The organism is Methylobacterium sp. CM6247 (genome assembly GCF_054817925.1).
In genome coordinates, this window is the sequence record NZ_JBTXKX010000003.1 from 2,741,133 (window position 1) to 2,766,659 (window position 25,527).

Below are 25,527 nucleotides of genomic sequence, written 5' to 3' on the forward strand. Positions count from 1 at the left end.
CAGTCACTTATAAGACCAGATCTGTTGGCACGGTCCTGGCAGACATACCTGCATGTCCGACTTGACCGACATGCCCCGTCGACCAGCAAAGCGACTCATGCCACTCGCGATCGCCCGGCCCAAACGTTCCGCTCTCCTTGCCTGCGCAGCCGCGCTGCTGACGCTGGTCTTCGCCATGAACGGGCAGGCTTCCGCCCTGTCACGCGTGAAGGATCTCGCGAGCATCGAGGGAGTCCGACAGAACCAGCTGGTCGGCTATGGGATTGTCGTCGGTCTCAACGGTACCGGCGACACGCTCAACAACATCCCGTTCACCCGGCAATCGCTTCAGGCGATGCTGGAACGCCTCGGCGTGAATACGCGGGGCGCCACCATGCGAACCCAGAACCTCGCGGCCGTGATGGTCACGGCGAGCTTGCCGCCCTTCGCCACGCAGGGAAACCGCATCGACATCACGGTGTCGTCGCTGGGCGACGCCAAGTCGCTCCAAGGCGGCACGCTCCTGGTCACGCCCCTGCTCGGTGCCGATGGCGAGGTCTACGCCTTGGCGCAGGGATCGGTGGCCATTGCGGGCTTCTCGGCCGAAGGCGATGCCGCGAAGATCACCCGCGGCGTTCCGACCAATGGGCGCGTCCCCAACGGGGCGATGATCGAGCGCGAGACGGCGTTCAAGATGAACGACATGCGCTCCCTGCGCCTCTCCCTGCGCAACCCGGACTTCACCACCTCGAAGCGGATCGCGGCCGCGATCAACGACTTCATGGGCGCCGACACCGCCGAGCCCACCGATCCGGCCACCGTGACCCTGCAGATTCCCGCCAAATACAACGGCAACATGATCCGCCTCGTCACCGAGATCGAGCAGCTGAAGATCGAGCCTGACCAGACGGCGCGGGTCGTCGTCGACGAGCGCTCGGGCATCATCGTGATGGGCCGCGACGTGCGCGTCTCCACCGTCGCCATCGCGCAGGGCAACCTCACCGTCACCATCACCGAGCAGCCGCAGGTGAGCCAGCCCGCACCCCTCTCGAACGGCACCACCACCGTCGTGCCTCGCACGGGGGTCAAGGTCGATACCGGCGACGGCAACAAGCTCGCCATGGTCAAGGAAGGCGTCACCCTGCGCGAGCTGGTGGATGGCCTCAACGCGCTGGGGGTCGGCCCCCGCGACCTGATCTCGATCCTCCAGGCCATCAAGGCCGCCGGCGCCCTCCAGGCCGATATCGAGGTGATGTGATGCAACCCCTTTCCTTCCTCCCACCCAAGAGGCGCTGACCATGCTGTTCGCCCCCCTCGCCGCCAAGGCCGCCATTGGCGTCGGCCGCGCGCTCATCGGCGACATCGCCAAGACCGTCGGCAACGGCCTGAAGGAAGACGCGGCCAAGGAAAGCGCCAAATCCGCATCGACGTCAGCGACTGCCAGACTGTCGGCGACGGCCGCCAAAACCCCGGCGGAGGTCAAGGCCCGGAAAGCGTCCAACGAGTTCGAGACGATGTTCCTGGAACAGACCCTGGAGCGACTCACCACCTCGGAGGGAACCGACGGTCCGCTAGGCGATAACGGCACCGGCGGAGCGGTCTACCGCTCGATGCTGACCAAAGAATATGCGGGCCAGATGGTGAAGAGCGGCGGAATCGGCATTGCCGATCAGGTTTACCGTGAGATGATCAAGATGCAGGAGGCCGGCAATGCACCCCGGATCTGAGACCAGAACGCTACGGATCGTCGACAAGGCCGGCGCGGACGCGCTGATCGCCCATATCATGGAGACGATGCAGTCGCTGGAGGCCATCCTCGTCGAAGAGGGTAGCCACGTAAGGGCCGGTCGGCTGCGCCAGGGGCTGTCGGACACGGAGCGGAAGACCGCTCTTGGTGCGTCCTATATGCAGGGTCTCGAAGTCGCGAAGGCCAATGCCATCGCGCTGGCGCGCTTTGCCCCGGACTCGATCGAGGGACTTAAATCCGCGCACCAGCGCTTCGCTCAGGTGGTCGAGACCAGCCAGATCGTCCTGGCGACGGCGCGCACGGTGTCGGAAAGCCTGGTCAAGTCCCTGGCCGAGGATATGAGCCGGTCGAGGACGGCGACCGTCTACGGCCGTCCCTCGCAGCCGCCTTCGCCATACGGCAGGGGCGCGGCTACCCGGAGCCAGCCGCTGGTTCTGTCCCGCAGCCTCTGACGGCTCAACGCCCGCCCGCGTCGATCCTCACATAGGTGCGGACCGGACCGTAATCCGTGTCCACGCGCGTATCGACGGCCAGTCGGCCGCCGGTGATCGGCCGCGAGGCGGGACCGTCTTCGCGAGAGCGGAGAGCGAGGCCCGTCGTCGCCCGACCACCAATGCGAATGCACGTGTCCGAGCCGGGAATACGAATGAAGCCGGAGCCGTGGCGGGGGCAGGGTTTCGCCGCTTGCTGGGGCTCGGGGCGGAGTGGCTCGAGCGCGAGAGCGGGCGCGGCCGACGCCAGGACCATACCGAAGAGCAGGCCATAGGTCGCGATCGTCCTCGCCATGCCTCTCCCTCGCCGCCATTCCCGAGCGATCATGCTGGATAGCTCAGCTTTAACGATGGGTCGATGCCACCTCGCCACAGCGAGACGGTAACCTTTCGGTAAACAAACGTCCTTAATGCTTTCTGACACAGTCAAACGGGAAGCATGGGTCATGGCGGATAAGGTCATCGGGGCGGCGGCGTCCGATCGGTCGCCGGAAGCGCTGTTGAAACAGGCCGTGAGCGGCGCCAAGACGCGGCCGGCGCCGGTACCGGAGGCACGCAAGCGCCTGCCGGCCATCGATCCGCTTCTCGCCGGTGTCGCCGCGGCGGCTCTCGTTCTCGGCCTCGCCATGGGTGCGGGCGCGATGAGCCTTGCCTCCCCGAACGGTAACCTTTCCTCGGAATCCCTGACGCAGATTCAATCCCGTCTCGATGCCCGCCACGCGGATTTCGGTCGTCTGCAGACCGACATCGAGAAACTCGGCAGGGTCCTCGCTCAGGTGCAGGATGCGACCGAATCGGTTCGCAGCGAAGCGAAGAACCGCTCCGCGACGCTCAACGACCGGATCGGAAAATCGGAACAGGCCATCGTGACAAAAATCACGAGCCTCGGCGATCGCCAGGACCAGACCGAGCGCGACCAGACGGCGAAGATCGCGGCCCTAACGGCTCAGATCGAAAAGCGCGCCGTGGCACCCGCTCCGGCCGCACCGGTGGTGGCGCCGCAAGCCGCAAAACCTCATCAGGCTGAGCCGACTGAAACCGGCTCGATCCCGGATAAACCGAAGGTCGCCGCCCCGGCCGTGATCGAAACCTGGGCCGTGCGGGAGGTCTATAACGGGGTTGCCGTCATCGAAGACCGCCGCCATCGTCTGGTGGAAGTCGGTCCGGGCGATACGATTCCCGGTATCGGCAAGGTCGATGCGGTGGAACGGCGCGGTCGTGGCTGGACCGTTGTGACGAAGCAAGGGCTAATCACGAACCAGACGTGGTGATGGGAACGAAATGAGCACGAGGGTGCGACTTCAGGAAACCTGAACCTCGATTTCCGGATCACGCAGGGAATGCGGAAAGCGCGGCTCGATGGTCATGGGATGGACCATCGCGCTGGCGCGCGTGATGCGGGTCCGACCATGCGTCAGCGCACGGTCCTGGCTTTCCAGTGTCGGGAACAGGATTGCCGCGAGAAGGGCTTGGCCTTCGAGATCGGCGTCGAGATTCTTGGCTTCGAACACTGGCATTGCGGTCACCGGACCTTGAGCCGTGCGGATTCGCAGGGGTCGTTGGGCTCGTATAAGCGAATAATGGGGATTGCGGCAACAAGTTCCCGATCACCCTGATTATTTACGCTTAATTTGCTTTTGCACTGCCACGAAGTTTTCGCAGTGCGAAAGCGCACCGGATCAAAGCTCTAACTGCGACGACCCAGGGTTTTTGTCATTCGAAAATCTTATCTGAGTAAAGCTATCGCTTCTTTGGCAAGTCTCCAATGCAGACCGCCCCCTGGTCGTGAACACGGAACCGTCATCCGGTCGAAATCTACGATTAAAGACAAGTATTCTTCTGCTCATTGCGTCAGGAACCGTACGTCCCGGCATCCCAGACATGACCGTGACTTGATAACACGTCGAATAAAACAGAATCGACGCTGGGCACCCCTATATTCGTACCTCGAATTCAAGCATTGGGCATGGTCACCGCAATGGTTCGAGCAAGCTCGGCGGCTCGTTGGGGATCACGGCGACGATCCTGGGAAAGGTCGCCCTGTCGAGATCGGGACGTCGCCTCCTCTGGGTAATCGACACGAAAAAGGGCGCTCTCGCGCCCTTGATCGACGTCTCCATTCGGACTTCGCTGGTGTCAGGCGACTGCGGTCGCCTTCACCGGGATGCCCTTCTCCGTCAGGAACTGCTGCAATTCGCCGGACTGGAACATCTCGCGGGTGATATCGCATCCGCCGACGAACTCGCCCTTCACGTAGATCTGCGGAATGGTCGGCCAGTTCGAGAACGCCTTGATGCCGTCGCGGATCGCCATGTCGTCGAGGACATTCACGCCCTTGAACGGCACTTCCAGGTAATTGAGGATCTGCACGACCTGGCCGGAAAAGCCGCACATGGGGAATTGCGGCGTGCCTTTCATGAACACGACCACGTCCTGGGAGTCGATTTCGGTCTTGATGGCGGTGTTGGCGTCGGTCATTGCGATGTTCCTTGTTACTGGCCTGATCTAGTGATGGTCGGGCGCCGGTTTCAATACGGCTGCAAGACGCTCGAGGCCGCGGTCCATATCGAAGTCGAGCGAGGTGAGTTCCTCGGGCGTGAAAGGCATGATGTCCGGGAGGCCGCCGGGCAGGGATTCTCCAAACACGTTGAGCGACGCGTCGGCGAGCTTTACCGATATGCTCCACAAGCGTTGCCAGTCGATCCGCTGACGCATCGAGGGCCTGTAGTTGCGCGCAGCCGACGCATGCCAAACGATGACCTCCTTGCGCCATGACCGGGTCGATTGAGCCGTAGGCGCAGAGACGTACTTCAAAATGTGAATGAGCACCTGGGAAAGCGCGCTCTCGACACGATCGATCTCGGATCGCCCGGCGCTCTCGATCTCCTCGACTACATTATGCCAATCGAGAACATTCGATAATTCCGGGCGCTGTCCAACCGCGCGCAGAGCTACAGCCTGTTCCATTGCCCAGGCCACGGCATCGTCGTCGTAAAGGCTCGGCTGGTCCATGGGGACGCCTCGTTGATCGCCCTTAATCCTGAGGGACGCCCGTCGTGAGCGCAAGGGCGTGGAGCACGCCCCCCATCCGCCCCTGGAGCGCCCCGTAGACGAGCTGGTGCTGCGCCACGCGAGTCTTGCCCTTGAAAGCCGAGGATATGACCGTCGCGGCGTAGTGGTCGCCGTCGCCGGCAAGGTCCTTGATCTCGATCGTGGCGTCGGGCAGCGCCTCGCGGATCATGGCCTCGATATCGCGCGCATCCATCGGCATCGGACTTAATCCCTTTCGAGTGACGTTCAGACCGCGGCAGGCCGGGTCGCCATGTAGGTCGGCAGCCAGCCTTCATGCGCCTCGCGGAGATCCGCGACGGATATGGTTTCACCCGCGGGCAAGGTCAAATCCTGCCCCCCGGTGAGGCCGATGACAGCGGCCGGGATGCCTTGCGCGTTCGCGCTGTAGAGAAGGTCCGGCACGTTTTCGGGATCCACGCTGAGGAGATAGCGGGCCTGGTCTTCTCCGAAGAGATAAGCATGCGCAGGTAGACCGGCCGGCGCTTCCGGTAGCGTCGCGCCGATGTCACCGGCGATGGCCATCTCGGCCAAGGCCACGGCAAGGCCGCCATCTGACAGGTCGTGCACCGTGTCGACGAGCCCGGAGACGATGAGGCTGCGGACGAAATCGCCATTGCGTCGCTCGACCGCGAGGTCGACCGGCGGCGGCGCACCGTCTTCGCGGCCGGAGACTACCGAGAGATAGACCGACTGGCCGAGCCAGCCCTCCGTCGCGCCGACCAGGACCAGCATGTCGCCGTCGCGCTTCAGCGAGAGCGTTGCATGCTTCGTCACGTCGTCGAGGAGGCCGACGCCGCCGATCGTCGGGGTCGGCAGGATGCCGACGCCGTTGGTCTCGTTGTAGAGCGAGACGTTGCCGGAGACGACGGGGAAGTCGAGGGCGAGGCAGGCCTCGCCGATGCCCTTGAGGCAGCCGACCAGCTGACCCATCACTTCCGGCTTCTCCGGGTTGCCGAAATTCAGGTTGTCGGTGATGGCGAGAGGCTTCGCGCCCACCGCCGTGATGTTGCGCCAAGCTTCCGCCACGGCCTGCCGACCGCCCTGGACCGGATCGGCCTCGCAATAGCGCGGCGTGACGTCGGCGGTGAGGGCGAGTCCCTTGGGGCCGTCCTCGACGCGCACGATGGCGGCGTCGCCACCGGGCTTCTGCACGGTGTTGCCACCGATGAAGTGGTCGTATTGCTCGTAGACCCAGCGCTTCGACGACAGGTCGGGGGAGCCGACCAGCTTCTTCAGGGCCTCGGCATTGCCGATCGGCGCGGGCACGTCGGCAGCGGCGATGACCGGCTGGTGCGTATTGGCGATATGAGGGCGGTCGTAGAGCGGGGCTTCGTCACCGAGTTCCTTGATCGGCAGGTCGGCCATGGTCACGCCGTCATGCTTCACCACGAAGCGCAGCGTATCGGTGGTGTGCCCGATGATCGCGAAATCGAGGCCCCATTTCACGAAAATGGCCTCGGCTTCCGCTTCCATACCGGGCTTGAGCACCATGAGCATGCGCTCCTGGCTCTCCGAGAGCATCATCTCGTAGGCGCTCATATTCTCTTCGCGGGCCGGCACCTTCTCGATGTGGAGTTCCACGCCGAGATCGCCCTTGGCGCCCATCTCGACGGCCGAGCAGGTGAGGCCGGCCGCACCCATGTCCTGGATCGCGATGACGGCCCCCGTCGCCATCAGTTCGAGGCAGGCTTCGAGCAGCAGCTTCTCGGCGAAGGGATCACCGACCTGCACCGTGGGCCGCTTCGATTCAGAGGCGTCGTCGAACTCGGCCGAAGCCATGCTGGCGCCGTGGATGCCGTCGCGGCCGGTCTTCGAGCCGAGATAGACGATCGGATTCCCGACGCCCGTGGCCGCCGCGTAGAAGATCGCATCGGTGCGGGCGAGGCCCACCGCCATGGCATTGACGAGGATGTTGCCGTCGTAGCGCGGGTGGAAGCCGACGGCGCCGCCCACGGTGGGAACGCCGAAGGAATTGCCGTAGCCGCCGATGCCCGCCACCACGCCGGAGACGAGGTGGCGTGTGCGGGGATGGTCCGGCGAGCCGAAGCGGAGCGCGTTCAGCGCCGCGATGGGCCGGGCGCCCATGGTGAACACGTCACGCAGAATGCCGCCGACCCCGGTCGCCGCGCCCTGGTAGGGCTCGATGAAGCTCGGGTGGTTGTGGCTTTCCATCTTGAAGACGCAGGCCAGACCGTCTCCGATATCGATGATACCCGCATTCTCGCCCGGCCCCTGAATCACCCACGGCGCCGAGGTCGGCAGCCCGCGCAGATGCTTGCGGGAGGACTTGTAGGAGCAGTGCTCGTTCCACATGGCCGAGACGATGCCGAGTTCGGTCAGCGTCGGGTCGCGGTCGATGAGGCCACGAAAACGCTCATACTCGTCCGGCGTCAGTCCATGCTGGCGCACCAGTTCAGGGGTGATCGGAACATCGTTGCGGAACATGCGAGCCCTCTCGACCGCTCAGGCTCCACTCGGGCGGCCTCCCATGGACGGAAGTCGCGCGAGGTGAACCTAGTTGGGTCGGCTCTAGAGTGTAAGCGCCTGTGCTGGCAACACGTCATCGCGGCGTCCGGCCATGCGCTCTCGTGGAAAAGCGCCGTCAGGCCGCTTTGGACGGGGGCAGGACACCCGCTCCGCGACAGCGGTCGATGATGCTGTGGATAGGCTCCGGCCCGGCGACGAAGGCGACGTAATCGAACGCCTCCGGGTTCAGGCTCGACATCAGAAGCTGGAAATGCATGCGGAACAGGTTCCACTTGCGCCGGGCGATGATCTTGCGCTCGATCAGATCGGTGATGCGGACATGGATCTCCACCGGCTGGTGCCCGGCAAGCGACGGGACACCGGAGGCGGTGAGCACGTCGCGATCGTGGACCGAGAGCCAGTCCCATTTCGCGCGCACATCGATCCAGCGAATCGCCGGTGCCGCCGCCACCCGGGAGAGCGCTGCGCGCATCTCTTTGGCCGGCGCATCGAGGGTGATCCAGGGGATCACGCTGCCGATGCTGACGAAGGAGACGGGCGTGCCGCGCAAGCCGAAATCCGGATCGCGGGTGAGGATCCGGTCGAGGGCCTCAATGCCGAGAAAGCTCGACGAGGAATGGCCGATGACGACGATCTCGGAGGCATGGCCCTCGGCGGCCTGGATCTCGGTCGCGAAGGCGTCGAGGCGCGCGCGCATCCGGGTCTCGGCGCCGCTGGCATGGTCGTAGGTGAAGGCGGTATCGTCCACCAGATGGGCGACGTAGAACGGCTTGCCCCGTGTCACCGCCATCAGGCCGAGATGAATCCCGTAGGCGAGAATGGGGATCGCCGCGAGGCTCCAGGGTCGCCATTGCTCCGGTCCGAGCCAGGCCGGCAAAGCCGCGAGGACGAGGGAGAGGACCACCAGGGCGGCATAGATCGCGTGGACGCCGATGATCACGCGGGCGAAGCGCTTCGCCTCGCGACGGAATCGCTTCGGGTAGCCGTCCCGTAAGAGCCGCCACCAGAGTGCGGGCACCTCGACGAGCCGGCGCAGGGTCGAACGTGGAAACCGGGCGCGGACGATGTCGTCCCAGCGCAGCAGGGTGTAGCGCGTCGGCGCGCCATCCGCCTCCACGCGCCAGTCGAGACGCAATCCGTCGGCGGACCGTTCCGGATCGCTCACGGTGATGGTCATGCCGCGCCGGACGGCGGTCAGCCGGCTCTCCCGCCGGAAGAGGCCCCAATAGGTCTCGGGTTCACGCGGGTCGAAACCCGGCATGTAGAAGACCTGGCGAGGCAAGGTGTCGGGGGCCGGCGGTTCGGAGGCGATGGGGCTGGTATCCGTGACTGTGTGGAAGACAGGCGCGAGCGGGGCGCCGAATCCGCTGCCTACACGAACTGGCCGGCACGATACGAGTGCGAAACCGCATCAGGCTGTGTCGGTCGAGAACGCTCTCCGCCGAAGTGGATGCCGGTTCGGCGGAAAAGAGCGCGGCACAACAAGGGGCTGGAGCTTTGTCCCGGCCCAACATGCTCGGGTCCAGCGCTAGCCGTGCGCAAGGTATTCCGCGATGGCGGTGACGAAGCGGTCGCCATAGGCGTCGCGCTTGCGCTCACCGACTCCGTGCACCGTCCGCAAGGCGTAGAGGTCGACGGGCTTGGCCTTGGCCATCTCGATCAGCGTGCGGTCGGGAAAGACCATGAAGGCGGCGATGCCTTCGCCGCGGGCGATGGTGGCACGCAGGCCCCTGAGATGCTGGAACAAAGCTTCCGTCGCCGGATCGAGATCGAGGGTCGCATCTTCGCGCGCCGCGCCGCTGCGCTTGCGGTCACGCGGCTCGGCCACCTTCGGCTCCGGGTCCGGCCGCATCTGGATCGCTTCACGGCCGAACAGGATGGCTTCGCCCTTCTCGGTCAGGGAGAGCCCGCCGAACCCGTCGTCGTTCTCCGCCACGGCCCCGGCTGCAAAGAGCTGGCGCAGCATTGCCCGCCATGCCGGGAGCGGCTTGTCGGCACCGACGCCGAAGGTCTTCAGCGCCGTGTGGCCGTTGCGCCGAATCGTGTCGGTTTCCTTGCCGTGGACGACGTCGCAGACATAGGCGGCGCCGAAACGCTGCCCCGTACGGACGATGGCCGAGAGCAGCTTCTGCGCCGGCACGGTGGCGTCGATGAGCGAGATGCCACTGCGGCAGAGGTCGCAACGCCCGCAGGGCTCGCTCGCCTCCCCGAAATAGCCGAGCAAGGATTGCCGCCGGCAAGTTGCGCCCTCGCAAAGCGCGATCATCGCCTCCAGCTTGCGCCGCTCGACCCGGCGGCGCTCGTCCGGAACGTCCTTCTCGTCGATCTGCCGGCGGCGGAGCGACATGTCGTCGAGGCCGTAGATCGTGAGCGTGTCGGCGGGCAGGCCGTCGCGGCCGGCGCGGCCGATCTCCTGATAGTAGCCCTCGACATTGGAGGGCATGTCGGCGTGGCAGACGAAGCGCACGTCCGGCTTGTTGATGCCCATGCCGAAGGCGACGGTGGCGGTCATCACCACCCCATCCTCCTGCAGGAACGTGTCCTGGTTCTTCATGCGCGTGCCCTGGTCGAGGCCGGCATGGTAGGGGAGGGCGTTGAACCCATCCTTGGCGAGCACCTCCGCGAGCTGCTCCGTGCGCTTCCTCGACGAGCAGTAAATGATCCCACTCTCGGAGCGGCGGTGGCGCAGGAAGCGCTCGATCTGGCGGGTTGGGTTGTCCTTCGGCGTGAAAGTCAGCCGGATGTTCGGCCGGTCGAAGGAATGCACGAAGGCCTTCAGGTCGCGGCCGGCCGGAAACAGCCGCTCGGTGATATCGGCCCGCGTCGCCTTGTCGGCGGTGGCGGTGAGCGCCACGGTCTGGACATTCCCCAATGCCTCGCGCGCCTTGGAGAGGTCGCGGTATTCCGGGCGGAAATCATGGCCCCATTGCGAGACGCAATGAGCCTCGTCCACGGCCAGCCGCCGGACGCCCGCCCCGCGCAGGGCATCCATCAGCCCTTCCATCATCAGCCGCTCAGGCGAGACGAAGAGGAGCCGTAGATCGCCGCTGCGGATCTTTCGCCAGGTCTCCCGCGACGTCGCCTCCGCCACCGATGAGTTCAGGGTCGCTGCTTCGACGCCGAAACCGATCATCTGCTGGACCTGATCGTGCATCAGGGCGATCAGCGGCGACACGACCACCGTGAGTGAGGATTCGACCAGGGCCGGCAGCTGATAGGTCATCGACTTGCCCGAGCCCGTCGGCATCACCGCGAACACGTCTGTCCCATCGAGGACGGCACCGATCACCTCGTCCTGTCCGGGCCGGAAATCGTCGTAGCCGAAGGTCTTCTTGAGGGCGCGTCGAGCTTCGTCGAGGCGGTCGGTCATGCAGGGCCCGTCATCGCGGTCAGGGAAGGGCGGCAGGCGGACTTCGCGCCGGCCATCCTCGGCACGGCAATGCCGCCGTCGCGGCCGTCATTTGCCAGGATGGTGGCTTTGACGGCCTCGGGCTCCAAGGTCAATCGTCGGGATCGCCGCCTCGCCTCGATCGCGAACGTGTCAGCGGGATGCGATCGCGACGGCGGCACCGGCCATGACCGTTCCGGCTCCACGGTTGAGCAGTCGCTGCGCCCTGGCAGAGGTCATCACGCGCCGGGCTCGTTCGGCCGCCAGGACGTAACCGGAGAGGACGATGCCGAGGACGAGAACGATGGTGACACCAAGCTCCGCCAGCCCCAGAGCATCGATCCGGCCGAGATCGACCACGGTCGGCAGCAGGGCCAGGAAGAACAGGATCACCTTCGGGTTGCCCAGGGTGATGGCGAGGCCGCCCGCGAACAGACGCAATGCACCCTCGTCACGAAGAGGCACCGCGTCGATCACGCCGACCCGGGATGTCCAGGCTTTGAACGCCAGGACAGCGAGATAGACCGCGCCGGCATATTTCAGGGCGACGAGAAGCGGCGCGAAGGTCTGCGCCACCAGGGCGAATCCACCCGCCGCCACGGCGAACCATATCAGGTCACCGACAATGAAGCCCGCGACGAAGGCACCGATGCCGCGGGTGCCCTCGGCGAGGACACGCGCCACCAGGGCTGCGATGCCGGGGCCGGGGGAGGCTACGGCGGCGGCATAGATGGCGGCAAAGACGACAAGATGCGCGATGGGAATGACGCCTGCTCCGGTCGACAGTTGCAATACAGGGCATACAAAGACTTCACATCTTAAGTCACCCGAAAGGAGATGTCTGCTCAGATTGGGCAAGGGTCAGCGGGTCGTCATCGCGGGCCGATGAAAGACCGGCGAGTTTATCCCATGATGGTCCTTCCCTTCCTCGGTTTCGCTGGCGCCACGGGGGCGGCGATCGCCGGGAGACGCGGCCTGGCCTTGCTGCTCTGGGGCCTGTCCCTGGGCGTGCTGCTGGCATTGTTCCGCGAGCACGCCACCGACGCCCTGCCGCTCGTCTTCTGAAGGCCCCGGAATGTCCGCATCGTCCCTCGCCCGCGCGCTGAACGCAGCGGGACTCCTCGGCTGCAGCCTCATCCTTCTCGTGGCGTTCTGGTTTCAGATCGTCCTCGGAGAATTGCCGTGCCCGCTCTGCGTGCTCCAGCGCGCCGCTTTCACGGCAGTCGGGCTGGGGCTCGTCCTCAACATCTGCGACCGGCCGAGACCGTCACATTATGCCATCGTCATCCTGAGCGCCGTGGTGGGAGGCGCGGTCTCCGCCCGTCAGACGGCTTTGCACATCATCCCCGGAACCGGGACCTATGGCTCGGACCTGTTCGGCTTCCATTTCTATGTCTGGGCGCTCATCGCCTTCACCGGCATCATCGTCGCCGTCGCGATCCTGTGCCTGTGGGATCGGCAGTTCACTCCTGAGGCCGCCGTGTCGCGCTCGGAGACGGTCTCGGTCCTCGGGCAGCCCACCGGAACGGCGCCGACAGTTCTTCCCGGCACCCGGGCCGGGGCGCTCGGCCTATCCGTCGTCCTGCTGTTCCTCGTCGTGGCGCTGGCCAATGCCGGTTCGACCTTCGCAGAATGCGGGTTCGGCCTGTGTCCCGACAATCCGGTAAATTACGAGATGTTCGAGCGGCTGATCGCGCGGTGATTCAGGCAGGCACGATACGCCCGTCGGACACCGAAACCATGTCAGCCCGGCCGTCCAGCTCGGCGAACAACGCCGGATCGGCGCCGGTCATCCAGACCTGACCCTGCAGGGCGGCCAAGGCATCGAACAGGCCCGCCCGCCGCCGCGGATCGAGATGCGCCGCGACCTCGTCGAGCAGGATGACGGGAGCGATGCCGCACATGGCCTGAACCAGGCGCGCATGGGCCAGGACGAGGCCGATGAGCAGCGCCTTCTGCTCACCAGTCGAAGCGGTCGCGGCGGCCACGTCCTTCGGTCCGTGGCGGACTACGAGATCGGTGGCCTGCGGGCCGACCAGGGTGCGCCCGGCGGCGCGGTCGCGGTTGCGGCCCTGACGCAGGGCGGCGCGGAACCGGTCCTCCGCCTCCAGGGCCGGCCAGACGGCCACGAGGTCGTCGAGGTCGCCTTCCAGCCTCAGCCCCGCCCATGGAAAGGGCTGCGCGTCGTCGCGGGTCTCGGCGATGAGACGATCCAGCCGCTCGGCGGTCTCGCGCCGCGCCAACGCCACAGCGACGCCGAGTTCGGCGACTTCGCGCTCGATCGCATCGAGCCATTGCCCGTCGCTGGGCCGTTCTTCGAGCAGGCGGTTGCGGGATCGAAGTGCCCGCTCCAGCGCGTTCACCCTGGCGCCGTGCGTCGCGTCGACGGCAAGGACCAGGCGGTCGAGGAAGCGGCGTCGGTCGCCGGCGGGGCCGCGAAACAACCCGTCGAGATCCGGCGTCAGCCAGACCACCCTCAGAAACTCGGAGAAGGCAACGGGGGAACCTACCGTCTCGCCGTCGATCCGGCACAGACGCGTGGCCCGCCCGTCGCCCACGGCGGGCTCGAAGCCCGTACCGATGCGATGTTCCTCCTTACCCTGTTTGAGCGCGAGGGAGACCGCGAACCCGCCGGAGCCGGCATTGCGCGCCATGCTCGACAGGTCCGCGCGCCGCAGGCCACGGCCGGGGGAGAAGAGCGAAATCGATTCGAGGAGGTTGGTCTTCCCCGCCCCGTTCTCTCCGACGAGCGCGACGAAGCGGCTCCCGACCGCGAGGTCGAGATCGGCATGGTTGCGGAAGTCGCGGCAGATGACACGGGTGAGGCGCAGACCGACGACGGACGGTTCGTCGGTGGATGGATCCACGATGCCCGAACTTTCTGGGGTAATCGGCGAAACGACCTCGATCACACCCGCATCGGCATCAGCACATACAGCGCCGAGGCGCCCTCGCGGTCCTGGATCAGGGTCGGCGAGCCGGGATCGGCGAGCTTGAACAGAGCCGTGTCGCCCTCGAGCTGGCTCGTGATGTCGAGAAGGTAGCGAGCGTTGAAGCCGATATCGAGGGCGGAGGCCTCGTAATCGACGTCGAGCTCTTCCGTGGCGCTGCCGGAATCCGGGTTGTTGACGGAGAGGGCGAGGCGGCCCTCCTGCACGGCGAGCTTCACCGCGCGGCCGCGCTCGGACGAGATCGTCGAGACACGGTCGACCGCACGGGCGAACTCGTCGCGCTGCACCGTGAGAAACTTGTCGTTCCCCGACGGGATCACCCGCTGGTAGTCGGGGAAGGTGCCGTCGATGAGCTTGGAGATCAGCGTCACGCCGCTGGCGAAGCGGAAGCGGATCTTGGCCGGTGACAGGTCGATCTCGACGGTCTCGCCGCCATCCTCCACCAGCTTCTGAATCTCCGCCACGGCCTTACGCGGCACGATGATGCCCGGCATGCCACGGCTGCCCTCGGGAGCGTCGATCTCGACGCGGGCGAGGCGATGGCCATCGGTGGCGACCGCACGCATCTTGAGGGCGCCGTCGACATCGATCGTGTGGAGGTAGATCCCGTTGAGATAGTACCGCGTCTCTTCCGTGGAGATGGCGAACTGGGTCTTCTCGATGAGACGCTTGAGGTCGCTCGCGCCGATGGCGAAGCTGGTACCGAGTTCGCCGGCGGCGAGATCGGGGAAGTCGCCCTCGGGCAGGGCACCGAGCGAGAAGCGCGAGCGGCCGGAGCGGATCGTCATCTGACCGGTCTCGCCGCTGGTCTCCAGGGAGACCTGCGCCCCGTCGGGGAGCTTGCGTACGATGTCGTAGATCACATGGGCGGGCACCGTGGTGGCGCCCGGATCGACGATGTCGGCCGGCACGGATTCCGTCACCTCGATGTCGAGATCGGTCGCCTTCAACTCCAATCCGTCGGTTCCGCTGCGCAGGAGCACATTGGAGAGGATCGGAATCGTATTGCGCCGCTCAACCACACGATGCACGTGGCCGAGCGATCGAAGGAGGGCCGCGCGCTCGACAGTGACTTTCATCGCAACAACTCGTGGTCAGTCGGAAAAACGTCGCCGACCCCGAAAACGATGACGGATGGAGCCGGCGGCTTGGCCGGTGAACTTGGCGAAGGCCCTGTCCGAACGCAAGAGCGCGAAACGCTCTATCCAGGGCAATGCGGAAGAGACGTCCTCCAGGGCAACCGCTCCGAGCGCTTGCCCCGGCTTTCTTCGACGCCCTCGGTCGGCAATGCCGGTCACCGCGAACCGGAGCTTTCGCTCGAGCTCGAGGCGAAGCTGCTCATGCGGCTTCGCCTCGTCCAGGCTTTCAGTCCTGCAGCATCCGCTTGAGGAGCTCGACCTCGTCGTTCAGCACATTGTCCTCGCCGATCAGCTTATCGATCTTGCGGACCGCGTGGAGCACGGTGGTGTGGTCGCGCCCCCCAAAGCGGCGGCCGATCTCGGGCAGCGACCGCAGGGTCAGCACCTTGGAGAGGTACATCGCGATCTGGCGCGGCTTGACCACGGCGGCGGTCCGCCGCTCCGACAGGATGTCCGAACGCGAGACGTTGTAGCGCGAGGCGACCAGTTTCTGGATGTCCTCGATCTTGATGCGCTTCGGCTCGCGGTTCTTCACGAGGTCGCGGATCGCGGTCTCGGCCGTCTCCATGGTCACGGCGGTACCGGTGAGCGTGGCATGGGCGAGAAGCCGGTTCACAGCGCCCTCGAGATCGCGGCCATTGGCGGTGATCGCACGGGCGACATAGGTGGCGACGGTGGGCGACACCTCGAAATTCGGATGCGCTACCCGCACGGCAGCGAGCCGCGCCGACAGGATCGACATGCGTAGCTGCTCGTCCAGCGTGCCGATCTCGACCACGAGGCCGCCGGCCAGGCGCGACCGCACCCGCTCTTCCAGGGCTTCGAGTTCGGTGGGAGGACGATCCGAGGCCACGACGACCTGACGGCCCGCATCGATGAGCGAGTTGATCGTGTGCCCGAACTCAGCCTGGATCGACTTGCCCTGAATGAACTGGACGTCATCGAGGATCAGGAGATCGATGGCGCGCAGCTTCTCCTTGAAGGCCAGCGCACTTTGCGTCTTCAGCGCGTTGACGAAGCCGTACATGAAGCGGTCTGCGGTGAGGTAGATTACCCGGCGGCCGGATTCGCGCGCGGCGTGGCCGATGCCGTGGAGAAGGTGGGTCTTACCCAGGCCGACGCCGGCATGGAAATAGAGCGGATTGTAGAGGGCACCCTGGCCGTCATGACGGGCCACGCGCTCGGCTGCGGCGTGTGCCAGGGCATTGGATCGCCCGACGACGAAGCTCGCGAAGGTGAGGCGATTGTCGAGGGGCGCGCCGTTGAGGTCGCCGGAGGCTTCGCCGCGCGCCTGAGAGGAGGATTCCGCCTCGGCCGGGAAGCTCATCTCGCCGGATGACGGCTGCACGTTGCTGGCGGCCTGGAGACGGGCGAGGGGACTCGCGGGAGCCGAGGACTTGACCGCACCCGAAACGACGCGTGGGGGAGCACCGGCCCCGCGAACGCCCACCTCAATGAGCGAGACGCTCTCTACTTCACTGCGGAACGTGGCCAGGACACGGTCGAGATAATGGGATTCGATCCAGCTCTTGAGGAACCGGGTCGGCACGCTGAGGCGGGCGGTCCCGGAGACCACCTCCACCAATTCGAGACGCGCGAACCAGCTGGCAAAGACGTCTTCGCCCAGTTCCGCCCGCAGGCGCCGCTTCACGCGCGCCCAGGCAGCAACCGTGTCCGATCCCCCTGCGCCACTCATGCCGGTCTCGGCGTTACCCGCCACGCTACCGTCGACATGCATCATCGCTCTCCTCGCGCCGAGGGCGGAAGCCGCCGCCCGGAACGTACGCACACTGGACTGACTTCACGCCCCGCAAGGAATTCGCGGAACCCATAGAGATCCGGCGGAGTCAACACCTCCACCGCAGGCTTTTGCCGATGAGAAGACCCTATCAACAATAAGCTACGGTTCTCCTAACAACGGGGGTTGCGGGGAAAGCAGTGTGAGGTGCCCTGAGAGTCTCGCTGATCCGCACCGAGTCCTGAGCCGCCCGAAACCTTGCGGACGATTCGGATAGGTTTGAATTAAGTGTGAATTTTCCCGCTTTTGGCGAGACATCATTAATCTACACAGCCCTCCTAGACTCCGCAACACGGCAGATTCGCAAGTAGGGTTAACGGTTCGACTCGGATTGGAGCGACCAACAGCCCACCGGACAGTCCGGGATGGCAATGACCCGCGACGAAACATCCGGCGGGCTCGCACGGCGGAAGCATTGGGACAGAGGCGGGAAAACACGGCCTGAAACGAAAGAAGCCCGGCACTGAGGCCGGGCTTCTTTCGCGTCATCCGAGGAAGGAAGGGATCAGGCTGCGAGAGCCTTGACCCGCGCCGCGAGGCGCGAAACCTTCCGGGAGGCGTTGTTCTTATGAACGATGCCGTGCTGAGCGGCCCGCATGATCTCGGGCTCGGCTGCCCGCAGGGCGGTCAGCGCAACGGACTGGTCGCCGCCGGAAATCGCCTCTTCGACCTTGCGGAGGAAGGTACGCATACGGCTGCGGCGCGAGCGGTTCACAGCGGTCCGCTTCGCGATCTTGCGGGTCATTTTCTTGGCCGACACGGTGTTGGCCATGGGGCATCCTCGTTCATGTAGGGCGATGCCGACGAGCCCGCGGGCTTGGTGTGTCGGTCTACGCGCGAAGGTTGTTCGGGCAATGGCGAAGCCGACGGGCTGCGTGAGTGCGGCCTGTCGGCGAAGCGCGCTCTATAGACACGCCCCGGCATTCCGTCAACGCGACAGGCGCGAATGTCCGTACCGCCGATGCTGCCGAACCCTCGGTCGGGCCATCGACATTCCGCACTGAATGACGCCGACCGAACAAAACAATCGGCTGACAGCAAGTAATGTATCGGACTACGAACAGGTTATCCGCAGCCTCGACAGTTGAACGGGGCACCCCGACACAGCCCTCTCGTTCCCGACACGATCATCCGGCGACTGTCTTTTTTCGCTCGACGATGAGACGACGTTTGACCGGGACCGGGCTTCGGAGAAAGTGGCCTTCCACGATTCGCACGCGAAACGGAATAGATGACCTCCGACATCACGCTCTATCATTCACCCAACACGCGCTCGTCCGGCGTCCGAATCCTGCTGGACGAGCTCCAGGTGCCCTATCGCCTGCACGTCCTCAACATGAGGGCAGGGGAGCATCGCGAGCCCGCCTATCTGGCGATCAATCCCCTGGGCAAGGTCCCCGCCATCCGGCACGGGGATGCGGTCATCACCGAGCAGGCCGCGATCTATCTCTATCTCGCCGACGAATTCGCCGAGAAAGGCCTCGCGCCGCCGGTCGGGGACCCGCTGCGCGGTCCCTATCTTCGTTGGATGATCCTTTACGGGTCGTGCTTCGAGCCGGCGGTGATCGACCGCGCGCTCGAAAGAGAACCGGGCCCGATGGCGATGTCGCCCTATGGCAGCTTCGACGCGGTTCTCGACAGCATCGTCGCGGGCCTGTCGAAGGGGCCGTATCTTCTGGGCGAGCGATTCAGCGCCGCCGACATCCTTTGGGGTGCCGCACTCGGCTGGATGACCGCTTTCAAACTCGTCCCGGAAGAACCCGTGATCGTCGCCTACGTGGCCCGGATCAAGGATCGCCCCTCCTTCCGCAAGATCACGGCCGACGAATCCGCCCTCGCGGCCAAGCAGCAGGAAGCGGACTGATCACTGTTCGCGACCCACCATGCCCATCGGAATCATGAAAAGGAGCCACAGACATGCGGATGATCTTCGTCAATCTGCCGGTGAAAGATCTCGAAGCCTCGAAGACCTTCTTCGGCGCCCTGGGCTTCACGTTCAATCCGGCGTTCACCGATGAGAATGCGGCCTGCATGGTGGTGTCGGACAGCATTTTCGTGATGCTGCTGACGGAAGCGCGCTTCCGTGACTTCATCACCGGCGACATCTGCGATGCATCGAAGGCCACCGAAGTGCTGACTTGTCTCTCCTGCGAATCACGTCAGGAGGTCGACGATACCCTGGCCAAGGCGCTGGCGGCCGGGGCCAAGCCTTGGAAGCCGAACATGGATTACGGCTTCATGTATGGCTGCTCGTTCCAAGATCCGGATGGCCACGTCTGGGAGCTGATGCATATGGATCCGGCAGCCATTCCGCCGCAATCCTGAGACGTGCATCCGGCCGCCGGGCTCAGCCCGGCGGTATCGCCGTGCCGGTCGAGCGCGTCATCATCGTCGAAGGAAGCGAGGAGGGGGCGAAGGCCGCCACCAGATGCATGCCGATGACGGGTGCGAAGACCAGGGTCATCATCACGAGAAGGATCAACGCCACGCTGTTGTCGCGGGAGGGCGAAGCGGCGCGCGAGCGGGCACGGCGGAAAGCAAGGGTCTGGAAGGTCATGGGCTCACCTCGTTCGACCGGCCGTCAGGGCCGATCGCGGGTGAACCCGATCAAGCGATCAGGCGCTCAACACGCTGTCGGCCGAAGTCGGCGCGGTCCATCGACTACTGTCGCTGGGCATTGGGTTCGAAAGTTCCTGTGATCCACCGAGCCGAGCATATGCCGGGCAACGGCGGTTGCGCCCACATGATGCGGTGCGAAGGGTTCGTCAAGCCTTAACGTGGCATCCGCGGGATTGATCCGCATCACGATGCGAGCCGCGCGGCGAAGCGCTCCACCAGCCGTCGCCCGACCTCGTCCTTGTCGAGGGTCGGCCATGTCTCCAGACCACCCTCCCGGTCGAGCAGATGGATGGTGTTGGCGGTGCCGCCCATGACACCGCCCTCGGCGGAGACATCGTTGGCGACGAGCAGGTCGCAGCCCTTGCGGGCGATCTTCGCCCGGGCATGAGCGATCACCGAATCTGTTTCGGCGGCAAAGCCGACCACCAGCCTCGGGCGTCCTTCACTGCGCTGGGCGATGGTGGCGAGAATGTCCGGATTCTCCACAAGCGAGAGGGGCGGTACGGCCGCCCCGTCCTTCTTGATCTTGGACGCGTGATCCTGCGCCGGGCGCCAGTCCCCCACTGCAGCGGCGAAGATGGCGAGGTCGGCGGGTAGGGCGGCCTCTACCGCCGCCAGCATCTCCCGCGCGGTCTCCACACGCACCATCGTGACGCCCTTCGGATCGGCGATGGAAACGGGACCGGAGATCAGCGTGACCTCCGCGCCCGCTTCTGCGGCAGCGGCGGCGATGGCGTGGCCCTGTCGCCCCGACGAGCGGTTGGCGAGGTAGCGCACCGGGTCGATCGGTTCATGCGTCGGGCCGGACGTCACGAGCACGCGCCGGCCCGCGAGAGGCTTCTGCGGCGAACGACCGGCCAGAAATCCAAATCCCCCGGTCGCCGCCGAGGATGCCCTCGAGATTTCACCGAGCATGGCCTCGACCGCGTCGGCGATCTCCAAGGGTTCCGCGAGGCGGCCCGGACCGAACTCAGCTTCCGCCATGGCGCCGTCATTGGGTCCGACCACCCGGACACCGTCGCCCTTCAGGGTCGCGAGATTCCGACGCGTCGCCGGATGCTGCCACATGCGGACATTCATCGCCGGAGCGATCAGGATCGGGAGGGTCGTCGCCAGGAGAACCGTGGAGGCGAGATCCGAGGCGTCGCCGCTCGCCATCCGTGCCATCAGGTTAGCGGTGGCGGGCGCGACCACAATGGCATCCGCATCGCGTGCCAGCTTGATATGGCCGATATCGGCCTCCTCCGCCCGGTCGAACAGGTCGGTATGGGCACGCTCCCCGGCGAGGGCGGCAGCGGCGAGGGGGGTCACGAATTCCTGTGCCCCCGACGTGAGCAGCGGACGCACCCGCGCCCCGCGCTCGCGGAGGCGGCGGATCAGGTCCAGCGACTTGTAGGCGGCGATACCGCCGCCGATGACGAGCAGGATGCGTCGGTTCTGGAGGGGGAGGGTCATGATGAAGGGCTACTCCCGCTCTTCGTGATCGTCCACAGCGAACGGATTTGGCATGGCGGCCACGAACAGCGGTGTCCGCGCCATCCCGTTCACCCGGCCCTTACCGGAACGCCATCACCAGCGCGCCTACCGCGATGGCCCAGAGCGCCGCCGTGGACCACAGCGCCCGGCGACGCTCCTGGCGGGCGATGCTCTCCAGAGCCTTGCGGTCGCCGGTTCCGCTCTCGTCGAGACGCACGAGAATCCGGCGCAGGCGCTGGGCGAGATCGGGCAGGTCGGTGACGACGTCGGACAATGTCAGGACCGCACGTCCCGCACCCTCGATTCGCCCGAGAGGTCCGAGATTACGCGCGATCCACGAGCGGACCACCGGCTCCGCCCCGGTCCACATGTCGAGCTGCGGGTCGAGGGAGCGGGCGACGCCCTCCACCACCACCATGGTCTTCTGCAGCATCACCAGTTCGGTGCGCGTGCTCATGTCGAACAGGGCAGTGATGTCGAAGAGAAGGGTCAGCACCTTGGCCATCGAGATCTCGTCGGCCCGTCGCTGGTGGATCGGCTCGCCGATGGCGCGGATGGCCTGGGCGAAATCCTCCACGGAATGGTGGGCCGGCACGTAGCCCGCCTCGAAATGCACCTGCGCCACGCGCTTGTAGTCGCGCAGGATGAAGCCGAGCAGGATCTCGGCGAGGAAGCGCCGCTCCATGATCCCGAGCCGGCCCATGATGCCGAAATCGACCGCCACGAGCGTGCCGCTCGCATCGACGAACAGATTTCCGGGATGCATGTCGGCGTGGAAGAAACCGTCGCGGATCGCCTGCCGCAGGAACGACTGGATGACCGCGAGGCCGAGCGCCTTGGGGTCGCGGCCGGCGGCGACGATGGCGGCGCGATCATTGAGCCGGATGCCCTCGATCCACTCGCTCGACAGCACGTCCCGCGCGGTCAGCTCCCATTCGGGCTTCGGCACGCGGAAATCGGCATCGTCCTTGGTGTTCTGCGCCAGCTCGGACATGGCTGCGGCTTCGAGCCGGAAATCCATCTCCATCATCACCGAGCGGGCCAGGATCTCGACCACGTCGCGCGGACGCAGGCGCTCGGCCTTCGGCGACAGGGCATGGACCACGCGGGCCATGAACCGCATCACCTGGAGATCGCGCTGGAACCGCTCCCGCACGCCCGGCCGCATGATCTTCACAGCCAGCACCCGCTCGACGCCGTTCGCGTCGAGAATGTGGGCCTTGTGGACCTGGGCGATGGACGCGGCGGCCACGGGCTCGCTGAAGGACAGGAACAGTTCGCGGACCGGCTTGCCGAAGGCGGCCTCGACCACGCGGATCGCCTGCTCCTGTGGGAAAGGCGGAACCCGGTCCTGCAGCTTCTCGAGATCGAGGGCGGCGTTCATGCCGACGATGTCGGGCCGCGTCGCCAGGAACTGGCCGAACTTGACGTAGGAGGGGCCGAGCCGTGTCAGAGCGCGCTGCAGCGGCCCCGCCCCTGCGCCGAGGCCCGGCCGTTCCAGCATCCGCCCGAGCTTTAGGGCGAAGCGAAGATGCGGCGGCAGCTCGGTGGGGTCGATGAACGACAGCCCGCCTTCGCGCGCCAGAACGAAGCCGACCCCGGCACCACGGATGAGATAGACGATGGCGCCTAGCATGGGATGCTTTCAGGGCGGATGGTCGGCTCGGATCGGCGCTTCATCCCACCCATGACCCTCATCCTGAGGTGGTGTATCGAGGTTGCGCCGATCTGAGACAATCGCTCTGACGTCACGAGATCTTCCAGCCGGAATGGATCGCCACGATCCCGCCGGACAGGGGCCGGTGGGTGACGTGCTTGAACCCGGCTTCCTCGATCATGCCGGCAAATCGACCGGGGGTCGGGAATTTGCGGATGGATTCCACGAGGTACCGGTAGGAATCCGCGTCGCCGGCCACGCTCGCGCCCAGGCGCGGAATCACGTGGAACGAATAGGCGTCGTAGATCCGGTCGAGGACCGGTAGATCGACCTTGGAGAATTCGAGGCACAAGAAGCGCCCGCCGGGCTTCAGGACGCGGCGCGCCTCGGCCAGGGCAAGGTCGATCCGGGGCACGTTCCGAATGCCGAACGCGATGGTGTAGGCGTCGAACGCCTCGTTCGGCAGGGGAAGCGACTCGGCATTCGCGGTGACGAAATCGATCCGCCCGTCATAGCGGTGGCCGGCGCGCTCGGCGCCGACCCGCAGCATCGCCTCGTTGATGTCGAGCACTGTGACATGGGTCTCGGGGCCCCCCGCCTCCAGGCAGCGGAAGGCGATGTCGGCGGTGCCGCCGGCCACATCGAGATGGTGGAAAGGCCGGTTGCGTGGTGGCCGCAGCATCGAGATGAGATGCGACTTCCAGGCGCGGTGGAGCCCGCCCGACATCAGGTCGTTCATCAGGTCGTAGCGTTTCGCCACGGAGCGGAACACGTCGTCGACACGCCCCTGCTTCTCGTCGAGCGCAACCTGCTCGAACCCGAAATGCGTGCTGGTCTCGTCCTTCGAACGCTCGGCCGAACTCATGTCACCATCCTCTTGCGCGAGCGTCATAGCGAAAGCCGGCAAGGATCGCCATGTGCCGGGTTAGACAGGTGCATGACGATCGGTGGCAAATGCCGGCCCTCGCCATGTCGGCGCCGTCCCCCGATCCAGAGCCTCGCCCCCCTCCATGCCAGAACTGCCCGAAGTCGAAACCGTCCGTCGCGGGCTCTCCCCCGCCATGGTGGGTGCACGCTTCTCCCGCGTGACCCTGCGCCGACCGAACCTGCGGTTTCCCTTCCCCGAGCGCTTCGCCCAGCGGCTCGAGGGCGCCACGGTGACCGATCTGGCGCGACGGGCGAAATACCTTACCGCCGGTCTCGATACCGGGGAAACGCTGATCCTGCATCTCGGCATGAGCGGGCGCTTCGACGTGGCCTTGCCGGACGGGAGAAACGTCTCGCCGGGAGATTTCTATCTCGAAGGGGCGCTCGGCAACGCCAAGCACGACCATGTGGTGATGGCGATGTCGAACGGCGCCACCGTCACTTACAACGACGCGCGCCGTTTCGGCTTCATGGATCTCGTACCGACCCTGGACCTCGCCGGCTGTAAGCATTTCGCCGCGATGGGGATCGAGCCACTGAGCGAGGCCATGAGCTCGGAGAGCCTGGCGCTCCTCTTCCGCAACAAGATCACGCCGCTGAAGGCCGCTCTCCTCGATCAGCGGCTGATTGCCGGTCTCGGCAACATCTATGTCTGCGAAGCGCTTCACCGCGCCGGGCTGCATCCCGAATTGCCGGCGGGAATCCTGGCGAAAGACGATGGGCGCCCGACGACGAAAGCACGGTTGCTCGCACGGATGATCCGCGACGTGCTCACCGAGGCCGTCGCCGCCGGCGGGTCCACCCTGCGCGACTACGCCCATACCGATGGCGGGTCGGGCTCGTTCCAGCATGCGTTCCGGGTCTACGACCGCACCGGCGAACCCTGCACGGCGAAAGGCTGCGGCGGCACCATAGCGCGGATCGTGCAATCGGGACGCTCGACCTTCTACTGTGCCACCTGCCAGCCTGCGAAGCCCGGCAAACCCGCTGTTCGCCGGGCCTGACTCGGTATTACCAGCCGCGACGCTCCTCCGGATCCGGCTTACGCCCCTGCGGGGTCAGTCCGTCGATGACGCCCGGTAGCGCCTGGGCAAGCTGTGACAGCAGCTCGTCGCGGGAGAGGCCGGTGCGGCTCTGCAGCGTGTTCACCGTGTCCGAACCGAGGGCGTCCGCGAGCCGGTTCGGCTCGACGGGCTGGTTCTGTCCATGCCCGATCCAGGAACCGATGGCGTCGCCGAGACCGCCCCGCTGGAGCCGGTCGATCAACCCGTCGAACCCACCGAGATCGTCGCCCTGCTCCTGGTCGAGGCGGCTGTAAGGCCCCGCGCCGGAGGAATGGCCCTGATCGCGAGAGCCCTGATAGCCCTGGCCGCCGCCGGGTCCGTCGAGCATCCCCGACAGGTCGCTGAAATCGCCTTCCGGCGACGATCCGCGTGATCCGCCACCATAGCCGCCACGGTCTCGGCCCTCATTGTACGGGTCCTGGTTGAAGCCGCCCTGGTCACCGTCGTCATAGGGCTCGGGCGGCCCGCGCCGGCCCTGCTCCATTTCCGGCTGGCCTCCCCGACCGCCGCCGAGGATGTCGCTCAACCCGCCGCCGCCCTTCTGCAGGAGCAGCATCAGCAAAGCCTGCACGATGGGCGACAGGGAGCCACCGAGCGCTCCGCCACCGGAACCGCCGCCTTGCTGGTGATCGCTGCCCCGGCCACCGCCGAGGACGTTGCCGAGCACACCGCTGATGACCTGATCGAGTAATCCCATGGTCGTTCCTCCTGAGCAGCGAGCCTTGACGGCGA

The 25,527-nt window shown here is 65.8% G+C and carries 27 protein-coding genes; 9 read left to right on the forward strand and 18 right to left on the reverse strand.

The genetic code is table 11. From position 1 onward, the window contains the following. The first annotated feature begins 97 nt into the window (after positions 1-97). From ACYQOP_RS13840 to ACYQOP_RS13850, 3 genes are read left to right on the forward strand one after another with little or no spacing between them, the layout of a single operon-like run. On the forward strand, positions 98-1,237 hold the full coding sequence (locus tag ACYQOP_RS13840; RefSeq protein WP_056424736.1) for a flagellar basal body P-ring protein FlgI: 1,140 nt from the start codon (positions 98-100) through the stop codon (positions 1,235-1,237). A 40-nt stretch (positions 1,238-1,277) separates the two neighbouring features. Then, a complete protein-coding gene (locus ACYQOP_RS13845) occupies positions 1,278-1,706 on the forward strand; it encodes a rod-binding protein (RefSeq protein WP_311274873.1) in 429 nt (142 codons plus the stop codon). After that, on the forward strand, positions 1,690-2,178 hold the full coding sequence (locus ACYQOP_RS13850) for a hypothetical protein (RefSeq protein WP_461222726.1): 489 nt from the start codon (positions 1,690-1,692) through the stop codon (positions 2,176-2,178). The genes ACYQOP_RS13845 and ACYQOP_RS13850 overlap by 17 nt, the downstream gene beginning before the upstream one ends. 4 nt (positions 2,179-2,182) lie before the next feature. On the opposite strand, the gene ACYQOP_RS13855 is transcribed toward ACYQOP_RS13850, so the two are convergent. Then, on the reverse strand, positions 2,183-2,512 hold the full coding sequence (locus tag ACYQOP_RS13855) for a porin (protein WP_461222727.1): 330 nt from the start codon (positions 2,510-2,512) through the stop codon (positions 2,183-2,185). 151 nt (positions 2,513-2,663) lie between these two features. Here ACYQOP_RS13855 and ACYQOP_RS13860 point away from each other — a divergent pair, with 151 nt between their 5' ends. Continuing rightward, positions 2,664-3,488 carry a hypothetical protein gene (locus ACYQOP_RS13860; RefSeq protein ID WP_461222728.1) on the forward strand — a complete coding sequence of 275 codons (825 nt, stop codon included), beginning with the start codon at positions 2,664-2,666 and terminating at the stop codon, positions 3,486-3,488. Between the two features lie 30 nt (positions 3,489-3,518). On the opposite strand, the gene ACYQOP_RS13865 is transcribed toward ACYQOP_RS13860, so the two are convergent. From ACYQOP_RS13865 to ACYQOP_RS13900, 8 genes are all read right to left on the reverse strand, one after another. Next, the gene (locus ACYQOP_RS13865) at positions 3,519-3,734 is read right to left on the reverse strand and encodes a hypothetical protein (protein WP_056454960.1); all 216 of its coding nucleotides are present in this window, start codon (positions 3,732-3,734) and stop codon (positions 3,519-3,521) included. 619 nt (positions 3,735-4,353) lie between these two features. Next, entirely contained in the window at positions 4,354-4,695 is a 342-nt protein-coding gene (grxD, locus tag ACYQOP_RS13870; protein WP_056424753.1) for a Grx4 family monothiol glutaredoxin, read from the reverse strand. A gap of 27 nt (positions 4,696-4,722) precedes the next feature. After that, positions 4,723-5,229: a DUF29 domain-containing protein gene (locus tag ACYQOP_RS13875; RefSeq protein WP_461222729.1), complete on the reverse strand. Its 507-nt coding sequence runs from the start codon at positions 5,227-5,229 to the stop codon at positions 4,723-4,725. A 22-nt stretch (positions 5,230-5,251) separates the two neighbouring features. Further along, positions 5,252-5,488, reverse strand: coding sequence for a BolA family protein (locus ACYQOP_RS13880; RefSeq protein ID WP_018042619.1), 237 nt, complete (start codon positions 5,486-5,488; stop codon positions 5,252-5,254). Between the two features lie 26 nt (positions 5,489-5,514). Next, the gene (gene purL / locus ACYQOP_RS13885; protein WP_461222730.1) at positions 5,515-7,734 is read right to left on the reverse strand and encodes a phosphoribosylformylglycinamidine synthase subunit PurL; all 2,220 of its coding nucleotides are present in this window, start codon (positions 7,732-7,734) and stop codon (positions 5,515-5,517) included. A gap of 157 nt (positions 7,735-7,891) precedes the next feature. After that, the gene (locus tag ACYQOP_RS13890; RefSeq protein ID WP_461225318.1) at positions 7,892-9,037 is read right to left on the reverse strand and encodes a hydrolase; all 1,146 of its coding nucleotides are present in this window, start codon (positions 9,035-9,037) and stop codon (positions 7,892-7,894) included. A gap of 267 nt (positions 9,038-9,304) precedes the next feature. After that, the gene (gene recQ, locus ACYQOP_RS13895; protein ID WP_056424759.1) at positions 9,305-11,146 is read right to left on the reverse strand and encodes a DNA helicase RecQ; all 1,842 of its coding nucleotides are present in this window, start codon (positions 11,144-11,146) and stop codon (positions 9,305-9,307) included. A gap of 171 nt (positions 11,147-11,317) precedes the next feature. Continuing rightward, positions 11,318-11,956, reverse strand: a complete 639-nt coding sequence (locus ACYQOP_RS13900) for a LysE family translocator (protein ID WP_461222732.1) — start codon at positions 11,954-11,956, stop codon at positions 11,318-11,320. 117 nt (positions 11,957-12,073) lie between these two features. Between ACYQOP_RS13900 and ACYQOP_RS13905 the strand changes: the two genes are divergently transcribed. Together ACYQOP_RS13905 and ACYQOP_RS13910 are read left to right on the forward strand one after the other, a co-directional pair. Next, positions 12,074-12,229, forward strand: a complete 156-nt coding sequence (locus ACYQOP_RS13905; RefSeq protein WP_018042624.1) for a DUF5993 family protein — start codon at positions 12,074-12,076, stop codon at positions 12,227-12,229. Between the two features lie 10 nt (positions 12,230-12,239). Next, positions 12,240-12,866: a disulfide bond formation protein B gene (locus ACYQOP_RS13910; protein WP_056424762.1), complete on the forward strand. Its 627-nt coding sequence runs from the start codon at positions 12,240-12,242 to the stop codon at positions 12,864-12,866. A 1-nt stretch (position 12,867) separates the two neighbouring features. Here the strand turns inward: ACYQOP_RS13910 and recF are convergent, their stop codons facing one another. The 4 genes from recF to rpsT all read right to left on the reverse strand — a co-directional run bounded on the left by recF (position 12,868) and on the right by rpsT (position 17,824). After that, entirely contained in the window at positions 12,868-14,031 is a 1,164-nt protein-coding gene (recF, locus tag ACYQOP_RS13915) for a DNA replication/repair protein RecF (RefSeq protein ID WP_461222733.1), read from the reverse strand. A gap of 41 nt (positions 14,032-14,072) precedes the next feature. Next, complete coding sequence (dnaN, locus tag ACYQOP_RS13920) at positions 14,073-15,194, reverse strand: DNA polymerase III subunit beta (RefSeq protein WP_056424765.1); 1,122 nt, start codon at positions 15,192-15,194, stop codon at positions 14,073-14,075. 286 nt (positions 15,195-15,480) lie between these two features. After that, the gene (dnaA, locus tag ACYQOP_RS13925; RefSeq protein ID WP_461225320.1) at positions 15,481-16,992 is read right to left on the reverse strand and encodes a chromosomal replication initiator protein DnaA; all 1,512 of its coding nucleotides are present in this window, start codon (positions 16,990-16,992) and stop codon (positions 15,481-15,483) included. Positions 16,993-17,557: 565 nt separating this feature from the next. Further along, a complete protein-coding gene (rpsT, locus tag ACYQOP_RS13930) occupies positions 17,558-17,824 on the reverse strand; it encodes a 30S ribosomal protein S20 (RefSeq protein ID WP_018042629.1) in 267 nt (88 codons plus the stop codon). A gap of 459 nt (positions 17,825-18,283) precedes the next feature. Between rpsT and ACYQOP_RS13935 the strand changes: the two genes are divergently transcribed. Together ACYQOP_RS13935 and ACYQOP_RS13940 are read left to right on the forward strand one after the other, a co-directional pair. Beyond that, positions 18,284-18,916 carry a glutathione S-transferase family protein gene (locus ACYQOP_RS13935; RefSeq protein ID WP_461222734.1) on the forward strand — a complete coding sequence of 211 codons (633 nt, stop codon included), beginning with the start codon at positions 18,284-18,286 and terminating at the stop codon, positions 18,914-18,916. 53 nt (positions 18,917-18,969) lie between these two features. Continuing rightward, entirely contained in the window at positions 18,970-19,377 is a 408-nt protein-coding gene (locus tag ACYQOP_RS13940; RefSeq protein ID WP_207412638.1) for a VOC family protein, read from the forward strand. 22 nt (positions 19,378-19,399) lie between these two features. Here ACYQOP_RS13940 and ACYQOP_RS13945 read toward each other — a convergent pair whose 3' ends face one another. From ACYQOP_RS13945 to ubiE, 4 genes are all read right to left on the reverse strand, one after another. Next, positions 19,400-19,609 carry a hypothetical protein gene (locus tag ACYQOP_RS13945; protein ID WP_056258007.1) on the reverse strand — a complete coding sequence of 70 codons (210 nt, stop codon included), beginning with the start codon at positions 19,607-19,609 and terminating at the stop codon, positions 19,400-19,402. A 245-nt stretch (positions 19,610-19,854) separates the two neighbouring features. Further along, positions 19,855-21,126, reverse strand: coding sequence for a phosphopantothenoylcysteine decarboxylase domain-containing protein (locus ACYQOP_RS13950; RefSeq protein ID WP_461222735.1), 1,272 nt, complete (start codon positions 21,124-21,126; stop codon positions 19,855-19,857). Between the two features lie 100 nt (positions 21,127-21,226). After that, positions 21,227-22,783 (reverse strand): 2-polyprenylphenol 6-hydroxylase, encoded by a 1,557-nt coding sequence (ubiB, locus tag ACYQOP_RS13955; protein WP_461222736.1) that lies wholly within the window; start codon positions 22,781-22,783, stop codon positions 21,227-21,229. A gap of 112 nt (positions 22,784-22,895) precedes the next feature. Then, entirely contained in the window at positions 22,896-23,669 is a 774-nt protein-coding gene (ubiE, locus tag ACYQOP_RS13960; RefSeq protein WP_461222737.1) for a bifunctional demethylmenaquinone methyltransferase/2-methoxy-6-polyprenyl-1,4-benzoquinol methylase UbiE, read from the reverse strand. Positions 23,670-23,814: 145 nt separating this feature from the next. On the opposite strand from ubiE, the gene mutM reads away from it, so the two are divergent. After that, a complete protein-coding gene (mutM, locus tag ACYQOP_RS13965) occupies positions 23,815-24,735 on the forward strand; it encodes a bifunctional DNA-formamidopyrimidine glycosylase/DNA-(apurinic or apyrimidinic site) lyase (protein ID WP_461222738.1) in 921 nt (306 codons plus the stop codon). Between the two features lie 7 nt (positions 24,736-24,742). Here the strand turns inward: mutM and ACYQOP_RS13970 are convergent, their stop codons facing one another. Next, complete coding sequence (locus tag ACYQOP_RS13970) at positions 24,743-25,492, reverse strand: YidB family protein (RefSeq protein ID WP_461222739.1); 750 nt, start codon at positions 25,490-25,492, stop codon at positions 24,743-24,745. Positions 25,493-25,527: the final 35 nt, after the last annotated feature.

Coding starts and splice junctions, on each gene's coding strand:
- ACYQOP_RS13855 (WP_461222727.1), bottom strand. CDS start 2,512: ATGGCGAGGACGATCGCGACCTATGGCCTGCTCTTCGGTATGGTCCTG.
- ACYQOP_RS13910 (WP_056424762.1), top strand. CDS start 12,240: ATGTCCGCATCGTCCCTCGCCCGCGCGCTGAACGCAGCGGGACTCCTC.
- ACYQOP_RS13935 (WP_461222734.1), top strand. CDS start 18,284: ATGACCTCCGACATCACGCTCTATCATTCACCCAACACGCGCTCGTCC.
- ACYQOP_RS13840 (WP_056424736.1), top strand. CDS start 98: ATGCCACTCGCGATCGCCCGGCCCAAACGTTCCGCTCTCCTTGCCTGC.
- ACYQOP_RS13860 (WP_461222728.1), top strand. CDS start 2,664: ATGGCGGATAAGGTCATCGGGGCGGCGGCGTCCGATCGGTCGCCGGAA.
- ubiB (WP_461222736.1), bottom strand. CDS start 22,783: ATGCTAGGCGCCATCGTCTATCTCATCCGTGGTGCCGGGGTCGGCTTC.
- grxD (WP_056424753.1), bottom strand. CDS start 4,695: ATGACCGACGCCAACACCGCCATCAAGACCGAAATCGACTCCCAGGAC.
- purL (WP_461222730.1), bottom strand. CDS start 7,734: ATGTTCCGCAACGATGTTCCGATCACCCCTGAACTGGTGCGCCAGCAT.
- dnaN (WP_056424765.1), bottom strand. CDS start 15,194: ATGAAAGTCACTGTCGAGCGCGCGGCCCTCCTTCGATCGCTCGGCCAC.
- mutM (WP_461222738.1), top strand. CDS start 23,815: ATGCCAGAACTGCCCGAAGTCGAAACCGTCCGTCGCGGGCTCTCCCCC.
- ACYQOP_RS13950 (WP_461222735.1), bottom strand. CDS start 21,126: ATGACCCTCCCCCTCCAGAACCGACGCATCCTGCTCGTCATCGGCGGC.
- ACYQOP_RS13845 (WP_311274873.1), top strand. CDS start 1,278: ATGCTGTTCGCCCCCCTCGCCGCCAAGGCCGCCATTGGCGTCGGCCGC.
- rpsT (WP_018042629.1), bottom strand. CDS start 17,824: ATGGCCAACACCGTGTCGGCCAAGAAAATGACCCGCAAGATCGCGAAG.
- ACYQOP_RS13880 (WP_018042619.1), bottom strand. CDS start 5,488: ATGCCGATGGATGCGCGCGATATCGAGGCCATGATCCGCGAGGCGCTG.
- ACYQOP_RS13850 (WP_461222726.1), top strand. CDS start 1,690: ATGCACCCCGGATCTGAGACCAGAACGCTACGGATCGTCGACAAGGCC.
- ACYQOP_RS13875 (WP_461222729.1), bottom strand. CDS start 5,229: ATGGACCAGCCGAGCCTTTACGACGACGATGCCGTGGCCTGGGCAATG.
- ACYQOP_RS13970 (WP_461222739.1), bottom strand. CDS start 25,492: ATGGGATTACTCGATCAGGTCATCAGCGGTGTGCTCGGCAACGTCCTC.
- ACYQOP_RS13865 (WP_056454960.1), bottom strand. CDS start 3,734: ATGCCAGTGTTCGAAGCCAAGAATCTCGACGCCGATCTCGAAGGCCAA.
- ACYQOP_RS13905 (WP_018042624.1), top strand. CDS start 12,074: ATGATGGTCCTTCCCTTCCTCGGTTTCGCTGGCGCCACGGGGGCGGCG.
- ACYQOP_RS13940 (WP_207412638.1), top strand. CDS start 18,970: ATGCGGATGATCTTCGTCAATCTGCCGGTGAAAGATCTCGAAGCCTCG.
- ACYQOP_RS13890 (WP_461225318.1), bottom strand. CDS start 9,037: ATGCCGGGTTTCGACCCGCGTGAACCCGAGACCTATTGGGGCCTCTTC.
- dnaA (WP_461225320.1), bottom strand. CDS start 16,992: ATGCATGTCGACGGTAGCGTGGCGGGTAACGCCGAGACCGGCATGAGT.
- ACYQOP_RS13945 (WP_056258007.1), bottom strand. CDS start 19,609: ATGACCTTCCAGACCCTTGCTTTCCGCCGTGCCCGCTCGCGCGCCGCT.
- ubiE (WP_461222737.1), bottom strand. CDS start 23,669: ATGAGTTCGGCCGAGCGTTCGAAGGACGAGACCAGCACGCATTTCGGG.
- recQ (WP_056424759.1), bottom strand. CDS start 11,146: ATGACCGACCGCCTCGACGAAGCTCGACGCGCCCTCAAGAAGACCTTC.